The sequence below is a fragment of the Halomonas sp. genome (assembly GCF_052095765.1).
GTDB lineage: Bacteria > Pseudomonadota > Gammaproteobacteria > Pseudomonadales > Halomonadaceae > Halomonas.
On record NZ_JBQDJZ010000103.1, the window covers coordinates 1 to 8,815 of the forward strand.

The window sequence follows — 8,815 nt, forward strand, 5'->3', positions numbered from 1 at the left end:
CCTGCGTACTGCCCGCGCCGTGTCGACCTTTGCACGCTGTGAGGTGTTGCGTGAGGGGAGGCGTCTGGCCAATGTGCGGGTCAGCGCTTGGCAGGGGGATCCGGCAGCGCCAGTAGCTACTGCGCGGCTGCACTTTGTGCTGGGTAGCAACAGTCGCTGTGACACCCAGGCTGGATCACGCTAACCATAAGGCGGACATCAGTGGCGGCTTGAAAAATCTCACAGAGCCCCCACGTTGCTGTTATCCGTCATCTGGTGGCGATCTGCCAATATGCCACCTATCCGAATAGCGAACTCCCATGGTTTAACAACTAATGGTTAACAGACAGAGGGCCCAGAAACGATGACCACCGCCACTCGCGAAGAAACACTCGGTTTTCAGACCGAGGTCAAGCAGTTGCTGCACCTGATGATCCACTCCCTGTATTCCAACCGGGAGATTTTCCTGCGTGAGCTGATTTCCAATGCCGCAGATGCCTGCGACAAGCTGCGTTACGCTGCGCTAGACAACGACGCGCTTTATGAGGGGGATAGCGAGCTGCGCATCGAGATCGAGCATGATCAGGAGGCCGGCACCGTTACCGTACGTGACAACGGTATCGGCATGAGCCGTGATGAAGTGATTGCTAACCTGGGTACCATCGCCCGCAGTGGCACCGCCGAGTTTCTTAAGCAGATGTCCGGCGAGCAGCAGAAAGATGCCCGGCTGATCGGGCAGTTTGGTGTTGGCTTTTATTCCGGCTTCATCGTTGCTGATGAAGTGACTGTGCGCACCCGCAAGGCCGGCACAGGCTACGGCGAAGGAGTGGAATGGCGTTCACGTGGTGAAGGCGAATTCAGCGTGGCGGATATCGAGCGTCCGTTGCATGGCACCGAGATCGTGCTGCATCTGAAAGAAGACGCCAAGGAGTTTGCTGACGACTACCGTCTGCAGAGTCTGGTGCGCAAGTATTCCGACCACATCGAAGTGCCGGTGCGTATGCCCAGGATTGAAACGGCCAAGGATGACGAGGGCAATGAGGTCGAAGGCAGCGAGGTGACCACCTGGGAAACCGTCAACGAGGCCATGGCACTCTGGGTGCGGCCCAAGACTGACGTCAGCGATGACGAGTATCAGGCTTTCTACAAGCACATTGCTCATGACTTTTCTGATCCGCTGACCTGGAGCCATAACAAGGTCGAGGGCAAGCTCGAATACACCAGCCTGCTGTATGTGCCGGGGCGTGCACCCTTTGACCTGTACGAGCGCGACGGTGCGCGTGGTGTCAAGCTGTATGTGCAGCGTGTGTTCATCATGGATGACGCCGAGCAGTTCCTGCCACTGTACCTGCGCTTCATCAAGGGTGTGCTCGACACCCGCGACCTGTCGCTCAACGTATCACGTGAGTTGCTGCAGCAGGATCCCAAGGTCGAGCGGATCAAGAGCGCGCTGGCCAAGCGTTCACTGGATATGCTCAAGAAACTGGCCAAGGATACTGAGGCTTACCAGACCTTCTGGAATACGTTCGGCAGTGTGCTCAAGGAAGGGCCGGGTGAGGATCATTCCAACCGCGACAGGGTCGCCGAGCTGTTACGTTTCTCCACCACCCATACTGACAGCGCCACACAGGACCAATCGCTGGCTGACTATGTGTCACGCATGAAGGAAGGTCAGCAGACCATCTATTACATCGTGGCCGACAGCTTCAATGCAGCTAAGTCCAGCCCGCACCTGGAAATCTTCCGTAAGAAAGGCATCGAGGTGCTGTTGCTGTCTGACCGCATCGATGAATGGCTGATGAGTCATCTCACGGAGTTCGATGGCAAGAAGTTTGCTGATGTGGCCAAGGGCGATCTTGACCTCGGCGACGTAGAGAATGAGGAAGAGAAAAAAGCCCAGGAAGAAACCGCCAAGGCCAAGGAAGAACTGGTCAATCGGGTCAAGGACGCGCTGGCTGACGAGGTGCAGGAGGTCAAGGTGACTCACCGGCTCACCGATTCGCCGGCTTGTGTGGTGCTGCCCGAGCACGAGATGGGCTTCCAGATGCGTCGCATCATGGAGGCGGCAGGCCAGCCGCTGCCCGAGGTCAAGCCGATCCTTGAGCTCAACCCCGAGCATGCGCTGGTGGCGCGCCTTGAGGCAACCGAAGGCGAAGGTTTTGTTGACCTGGCGCGCATCCTGCTTGACCAGGCGATCATTGCTGAAGGTGGCCATCTTGATGATCCGGCAGCCTATGTGCGACGTCTTAACGCACTGTTGAGTGCCTGATACACACCAGCTCTGGCTGATACTCCCCGAACCCCGCCATCCGGCGGGGTTCGGCGTTTTACACCAGGTATTGTGGGCGTTTTCAACGCAATGCTGCTGCACCGTTCTTGAGGTAAACGCTTGGGAAGCGGGTTGCATTAAATGCAGGGTCACGCAAAGCTGGCGGCAAGATGTTGGTCAGCTCGCTTATAGTTAATTTCTATCGAGCTGATGGCTTTGATTGGCATGACTGATCGTAAGACCGGCGATAGGATAACACCATGACTCTGATAATAACTGGAGAAAGACAATGAGCGATTCAGGTAAAAAGCCACAGTGTCCAGTCACGCACCTCACCACCAATGCCGGTGCACCGGTGCCTACCAACCGGGATAGTTTGACAGTTGGGCCGCGCGGACCGTTGCTTGCCCAAGATAACTGGCTCAATGAAAAATTGGCCAACTTCGTGCGCGAAGTCATTCCCGAGCGACGCATGCACGCCAAGGGGTCGGGTGCCTTTGGTACTTTTACCGTTACCAATGACATTACGAAGTACACACGCGCCAACATCTTTGGCGAAGTTGGTAAGCAAACTGAGATGTTCGCCCGCTTCAGTACAGTAGCCGGTGAGCGCGGTGCCGCCGATGCTGAGCGCGATATCCGTGGTTTTGCGCTCAAGTTTTATACCGAAGAAGGTAACTGGGACATGGTGGGTAACAACACCCCAGTTTTCTTTTTGCGTGACCCGCGCCAGTTTCCTGACCTGAACAAGGCCGTCAAGCGCGATCCGCGTACCAACATGCGCAGTGCCGATAACAACTGGGACTACTGGACGCTGCTGCCCGAGGCGCTTCATCAGGTCACCATTACTATGAGTGACCGTGGCATTCCTCGCAGTTACCGTCATATGCACGGCTTCAGTTCACATGCCTACAGCTTCTGGAACGATCAAGGTGAGCGGTTTTGGACCAAGTTTCACTTCAGGACGCAGCAAGGGATTGAAAACCTGACCGATGCTGAAGCGGCCGATACGGTTAGCGCCGATCGCGAAAGTCATCAGCGCGACCTCTATGAAGCGATTGAGCGTGGCGATCACCCCAAGTGGAGGATGTTCGTGCAGATCATGCCCGAGATGGAAGCGGATCAAATGCACGACAACCCGTTTGATCTGACCAAAGTCTGGTACCAGGGTGATTATCCGTTGATTGAGGTGGGTGAGTTTGAGCTGAACCGTAATCCGGAAAACTATCACGAAGATGTTGAGCAGGCGGCATTTTCACCGGCTAATCTGGTGCCTGGTATCGGCGTCAGTCCTGATCGCATGCTGCAAGCCCGTCTTTTCAACTATGCCGATGCGCAGCGCTACCGGGTGGGCGTCAATCATTACCAGGTGCCGGTGAATCAGGCGCGCTGCCCTGTGTTCAGCAATCAGCGTGATGGTATGGGCCGGGCCGACGGCAACTATGGTGGCTTGCCGCACTACGAGCCCAACAGCCATCAGCAGTGGCAGGCTCAACCCGAGTTTTCTGAGCCACCTCTGAATCTAACAGGCGAAGCCAAGCACTGGAGCTTTCATGAAGACGACAGCAATTATTTTGAGCAGCCCGGTAAACTGTTCAACCTGATGTCGCCTGAGCAGCAGCAGGTTCTGTTTGATAACACGGCTCGGGCCATGGGCGATGCGGCTCGGTTTATCAAATACCGCCACATCCGCAACTGTAATGCCGCTGACCCAGCCTATGGTGCCGGTGTGGCCAAAGCCCTGGGGCTTGATTATGACGAGGCCCTGGCCTCCCAGAAGCATGACCCTATGTATGGAAGCCCTCTGGTGGCCTTGCCTGTCTGATCAAGGGCTGACCCCCCGGCTGATAGTGATAATGTCAGTCGGGCCAGCTTGCTATGTGATCGCAGATAACTGCAGAGACTTACCCGGTTTTGGCAAGGTGTTGAGGTGGGTTTCCACGCCGGGTTGTGTGGTTGCATTGAGGCTTCCATCAGTTATCCGGCTTGTGCATTATCCCCGGGTAAGGTAATTCTATGCAGCTGCGTTTATCGTTCACGATCCATACACAAAGGGGGAGTCCAAGGTGAAAATTGGTGCACCCAGAGAGATAGCTGCCGGTGAAGCGCGCGTCGCGCTTACACCAGACAGCGCGCTCCAGATACAGAAACTTGGCCATGAGTGCTACCTGCAGGCCGGTGCCGGCGAGGCGGCTGGCTTTACCGATGAGGCTTACCGCGAAGCTGGTGTCACTCTTGTCGAAGGCGCCGAGGCGCTATGGCAGGCGGTGGATATCGTGGTCAAAGTACGCGAGCCCGACGAGACCGAGGCGGGCTATCTGCGCAAGGACCAGACGCTGATCTCTTTCTTCTGGCCAGCTCAGAACGAAGAGATGCTGGAACGCTGTAAGAGCGCCGGCGCCACTGTCGTTGCCATGGACATGGTGCCGCGTATCTCGCGCGCCCAGAAAATGGATGCCCTGTCGTCTACCGCGAATATCGTTGGTTATCGTGCGGTGATCGAGGCGGGCAACCAGTTTGGCCGCTTCTTTACCGGTCAGGTGACGGCGGCTGGCAAGGTGCCGCCGGCCAAGGTGCTGGTGGTCGGTGCTGGCGTTGCTGGTCTTGCCGCTATTGGTACTGCCACCAGCCTGGGTGCGGTGGTGCGCGCTTTTGACGTGCGCCCAGAAGTGGCTGAGCAGATCGAGTCCATGGGTGCCGAGTTCCTGTTCCTCGACTTCGAGGACAGCCAAGACGGCGCGGAAAGTGGCGGCTATGCGGCCCCCTCAAGCCCCGAGTTTCGTGAGAAGCAGCTGGCGCTGTTCCGTGAGCAGGCGCCTGATGTCGATATTGTCATTACCACGGCGCTGATTCCCGGACGCCCGGCGCCCAAGCTGTGGCTGGAAGACATGGTCGCCGCCATGAAGCCGGGCTCGGTGGTCATCGATCTGGCTGCTGAACGTGGCGGCAACTGTGATCTCACTGTGCCGGACAAGCGTATCGTGACCGACAATGGCGTGATCGTGGCTGGTTTCACCGACTTTCCGTCGCGTATGGCTACCCAGGCCTCGCTGCTTTACGGCAACAACGTTCGTCACATGCTCACCGACCTGACGCCCGAGAAAGACGGTCAGATCGTGCACAACATGGAAGACGATGTCATTCGTGGCTCCACGGTGACCCACCAGGGCGAGATTACTTTCCCGCCGCCGCCGCCCAAGGTGAAGGCCATTGCAGCGGCTAAGCCCAAGCCCAAAGAAAAGGAGCTGACCCGCGAAGAAAAGCTGGCCATCGAGAAGGCGGAGTTCAGGAAGCAGACCAAAAGCCAGGTGACCATGTTGGCGGTGGGCGGTGCCCTGATGCTGTTGCTGGGTATGGTGGCGCCGCCATCCTTCATGCAGCACTTCATCGTTTTTGTGCTGGCCTGCTTCGTTGGCTATCAGGTGATCTGGAATGTCAGTCACTCCCTGCACACACCGCTCATGGCGGTGACCAACGCGATCTCCAGTATCATCATTCTGGGTGCGATCCTGCAGCTTGGCTCGGGTAGTGGGCTGGTCGCCTTCCTGGCAGGCATCTCGGTACTGATTGCTTCGATCAATATCGTCGGTGGCTTCCTGGTAACACGTCGCATGCTTGCCATGTTCCAGAAATCCTGAGCGGTGGAGAATAGTCAATGTTAGGACAACAGTTTGTCACTGCTGCAGCGATAGCTGGCAGTGTCTTGTTTATCCTCTCTCTGGGGGGGCTGAGCAACCAGGAGAAAGCCAAGCGCGCGGTCTGGTATGGCATCATTGGTATGGCCATCGCCGTGGTGTTTACCGCGCTGGGTCCGGGCGTCGGCGGCTTCGGCTGGATGATTCCGTTGATTGTCATCGGTGGCGTGATTGGCGCCTACATCGCCAAGCGGGTCGAAATGACCCAGATGCCGCAACTGGTTGCAGCGCTGCACTCCTTTGTGGGTCTGGCTGCGGTATTTGTGGGCTTTAATGCTGATCTGGAGCGTCGTCGTGTACTGGCGAGCCAGATGCTGGGCGGTGTGGGCGAGGAGTTCTCGGCCTTTGCTGCCATGGTGGCCACCAAGACCCCGGCCGAGCTGACCTTTCTGCAGGTTGAAGTAGTGCTGGGTGTCTTCATCGGTGCGGTGACCTTCACCGGTTCGGTGATTGCTTTTGGCAAGCTGGCCGGCAAGATTGACGGCAAGCCCAAGCAGTTCCCTGGCGGCCATATGCTCAACGCCGGTGCGGCTGTGGTTTCACTGCTGCTGGCGATCCTGTATCTCAACGGTGCCGGTGTCTGGACCTTATTGCTGCTGGCGCTGCTGGCGTTCTTCATCGGCTGGCACCTGATCATGGGTATCGGCGGTGCGGATATGCCGGTGGTGGTATCAATGCTCAACAGCTACTCAGGCTGGGCTGCGGCGGCCATCGGTTTCACGCTCTCCAGTGACCTGCTGATCGTGACTGGTGCCCTGGTCGGTTCTTCGGGCGCGATCCTGTCCTACATCATGTGTAAGGCGATGAACCGCAAGTTCATCAACGTGATTCTGGGCGGGTTTGGCGGTAGCACCGGGCCGGCAGCCGAGATTGAAGGTGAACAGGTTGCCATCGATTCCGCTGGCGTGGCGAGTGCGCTTAACGATGCTGACAGCGTGATCATCGTACCGGGCTACGGCATGGCGGTGGCCCAGGCGCAGAACGCGGTGAGTGATCTGGTTCGCAAGCTGCGTGACGCCGGCAAGGAAGTACGTTTCGGGATTCACCCGGTGGCAGGGCGTCTGCCTGGACACATGAACGTGCTGCTGGCAGAAGCCCGGGTGCCCTACGATATCGTGCTGGAAATGGACGAGATCAACGATGACTTCGCCTCGACGGATGTGGTGATTGTCATTGGCTCCAACGACATCGTTAACCCGTCTGCCCAGGAAGATCCCAACAGCCCCATCGCCGGTATGCCAGTGCTCAAGGTATGGGAGGCCAAGCAGGTGTTTGTCAGTAAGCGTGGCCAGGGAACTGGTTATTCCGGCATCGAGAACCCGCTGTTCTACAAGGAGAACACGCGGATGTTCTATGGCGATGCCAGGGAAAGCGTGGAGTCGCTGCTGCCACAGCTCGACTGATTTCCTGATTCCTGTACTGGCTGTAACAGCCACTGCAAGAGCCCGAACCGCATGCCGGTTCGGGCTCTTTTCGTTACACTTGCAGCCTGACTCATCAAGGTGCATTTATATTTGGAGCCGCCAATGGCAAACATACCGATGCGGGTCGCTGTGCTCGGTGGGGGCAGCTTTGGAACAGCCCTTGCCAGCATGGCCGCCGATAATGGCTTTGAGGTGCGCCAGTGGATGCGTGATGGCGCCCTGGCTAAGCAGATCAACCGTGAACATCGTAATGGGCGTTATTTGCCGGATTACGCCATTAACCCAGCTGTTACGGCGTCGACGGATATTGCTGAGGTGGTCAGCGGTGCCGAACTGGTACTGGTATCCATTCCTTCAAAGGCGTTTCGTCAGGTCGTGCGCCAGGCACGGCCCTTTCTTGACAGCGGGCAGATTCTGGTCAGCACCACCAAGGGCATTGAGCAGGATGGCTTCCGGTTGATGAGCCAGGTGCTTGAAGAAGAAACTGGTTCCATCCGTGTCGGTGTGCTGTCCGGCCCCAACCTGGCATCGGAAGTCGCTGACAAGCAGCTCACCGCCACGGTGATTGCTAGCGCTGATTCGCTGACTCGTACTCGGGTGCAGCAGGCGCTGTCATGCAGCTATTTTCGCGTCTATGCCAGCAATGATCGCTACGGAGTAGAGCTGGGCGGCGCGTTGAAAAATATCTACGCCATTGCAGCCGGCATGGCGGCTGCGCTGGGTACCGGCGAAAACACCCGCAGCATGCTGATGACTCGGGCGCTAGCCGAAATGAGCCGTTTTGCCGTTGCCCAGGGTGCTAATCCGATGACGTTTCTGGGCCTGGCAGGGGTGGGGGATCTGATCGTGACCTGCTCGTCGAACCTGTCGCGTAATTATCGGGTAGGTTTTTCGCTGGGACAGGGCAAGACGCTGGATGAAGCGGTAGAGGCGCTGGGCCAGGTCGCGGAAGGCGTCAACACGGTACGTTTGGTGCGCGACAAGGCCCATCAGGACGGCGTTTACATGCCGCTGGCTGAAGGGCTCTTCCAAGTGCTGTTTGGCGGCGTTCCGGCTCAGGAAATGGCGCGTCTGTTAATGCAGGGCGATCACAGCAGCGACGTGGAGTTTGTGCTTTCCCGTGAAGATGTCCTGCAGTCGCACCGCGACACACGGGGTGCAGGCGAGGATGAAATCCATGGGTCTGACTGAGCGACTGCTGATCATGCGCCACGGCGAAGCCGGTTCGGGGGCGGTGGATCATAAGCGTGAGCTGACCCAGCGCGGTCAGCAAGAGGTGAGTCGGATGGGTGCCTGGCTGACGACGCAGTTGGGTGCATCAACCGTTGCTACACCGGTAAGCCCGCGGCTCTTGGCAAGCCCCTACCGGCGCGCCCAGCACAGCGCTGCGCTGGTGGCTGACGCCCTGGAACATGCCGGAATTGGTGTGGAGATCGAAACGCTTGGAC

The 8,815-nt window shown here is 57.9% G+C and carries 6 protein-coding genes and 1 pseudogene; all 7 read left to right on the forward strand.

The genetic code is table 11. The annotated features are described in order from the left end of the window. Nucleotides 1-184: pseudogene (locus ACTH3D_RS11550) on the forward strand (PaaI family thioesterase); the annotation flags it as partial. Nucleotides 185-343: 159 nt separating this feature from the next. Further along, nucleotides 344-2,248, forward strand: a complete 1,905-nt coding sequence (gene htpG, locus ACTH3D_RS11555; protein ID WP_441667269.1) for a molecular chaperone HtpG — start codon at nucleotides 344-346, stop codon at nucleotides 2,246-2,248. Nucleotides 2,249-2,537: 289 nt separating this feature from the next. Further along, on the forward strand, nucleotides 2,538-4,073 hold the full coding sequence (locus ACTH3D_RS11560; protein ID WP_441667270.1) for a catalase: 1,536 nt from the start codon (nucleotides 2,538-2,540) through the stop codon (nucleotides 4,071-4,073). Between the two features lie 241 nt (nucleotides 4,074-4,314). Further along, a complete protein-coding gene (locus ACTH3D_RS11565) occupies nucleotides 4,315-5,886 on the forward strand; it encodes a Re/Si-specific NAD(P)(+) transhydrogenase subunit alpha (protein WP_441667271.1) in 1,572 nt (523 codons plus the stop codon). A 17-nt stretch (nucleotides 5,887-5,903) separates the two neighbouring features. Continuing rightward, nucleotides 5,904-7,346 (forward strand): NAD(P)(+) transhydrogenase (Re/Si-specific) subunit beta, encoded by a 1,443-nt coding sequence (locus ACTH3D_RS11570; protein ID WP_441667272.1) that lies wholly within the window; start codon nucleotides 5,904-5,906, stop codon nucleotides 7,344-7,346. 123 nt (nucleotides 7,347-7,469) lie between these two features. Next, entirely contained in the window at nucleotides 7,470-8,558 is a 1,089-nt protein-coding gene (locus ACTH3D_RS11575) for an NAD(P)H-dependent glycerol-3-phosphate dehydrogenase (protein ID WP_441667273.1), read from the forward strand. After that, the coding region (locus ACTH3D_RS11580; protein WP_441667274.1) for a SixA phosphatase family protein at nucleotides 8,545-8,815 on the forward strand (271 nt) is incomplete at its 3' end. The genes ACTH3D_RS11575 and ACTH3D_RS11580, both read left to right, overlap by 14 nt.

Coding starts and splice junctions, on each gene's coding strand:
- htpG (WP_441667269.1), top strand. CDS start 344: ATGACCACCGCCACTCGCGAAGAAACACTCGGTTTTCAGACCGAGGTC.
- ACTH3D_RS11560 (WP_441667270.1), top strand. CDS start 2,538: ATGAGCGATTCAGGTAAAAAGCCACAGTGTCCAGTCACGCACCTCACC.
- ACTH3D_RS11570 (WP_441667272.1), top strand. CDS start 5,904: ATGTTAGGACAACAGTTTGTCACTGCTGCAGCGATAGCTGGCAGTGTC.
- ACTH3D_RS11575 (WP_441667273.1), top strand. CDS start 7,470: ATGGCAAACATACCGATGCGGGTCGCTGTGCTCGGTGGGGGCAGCTTT.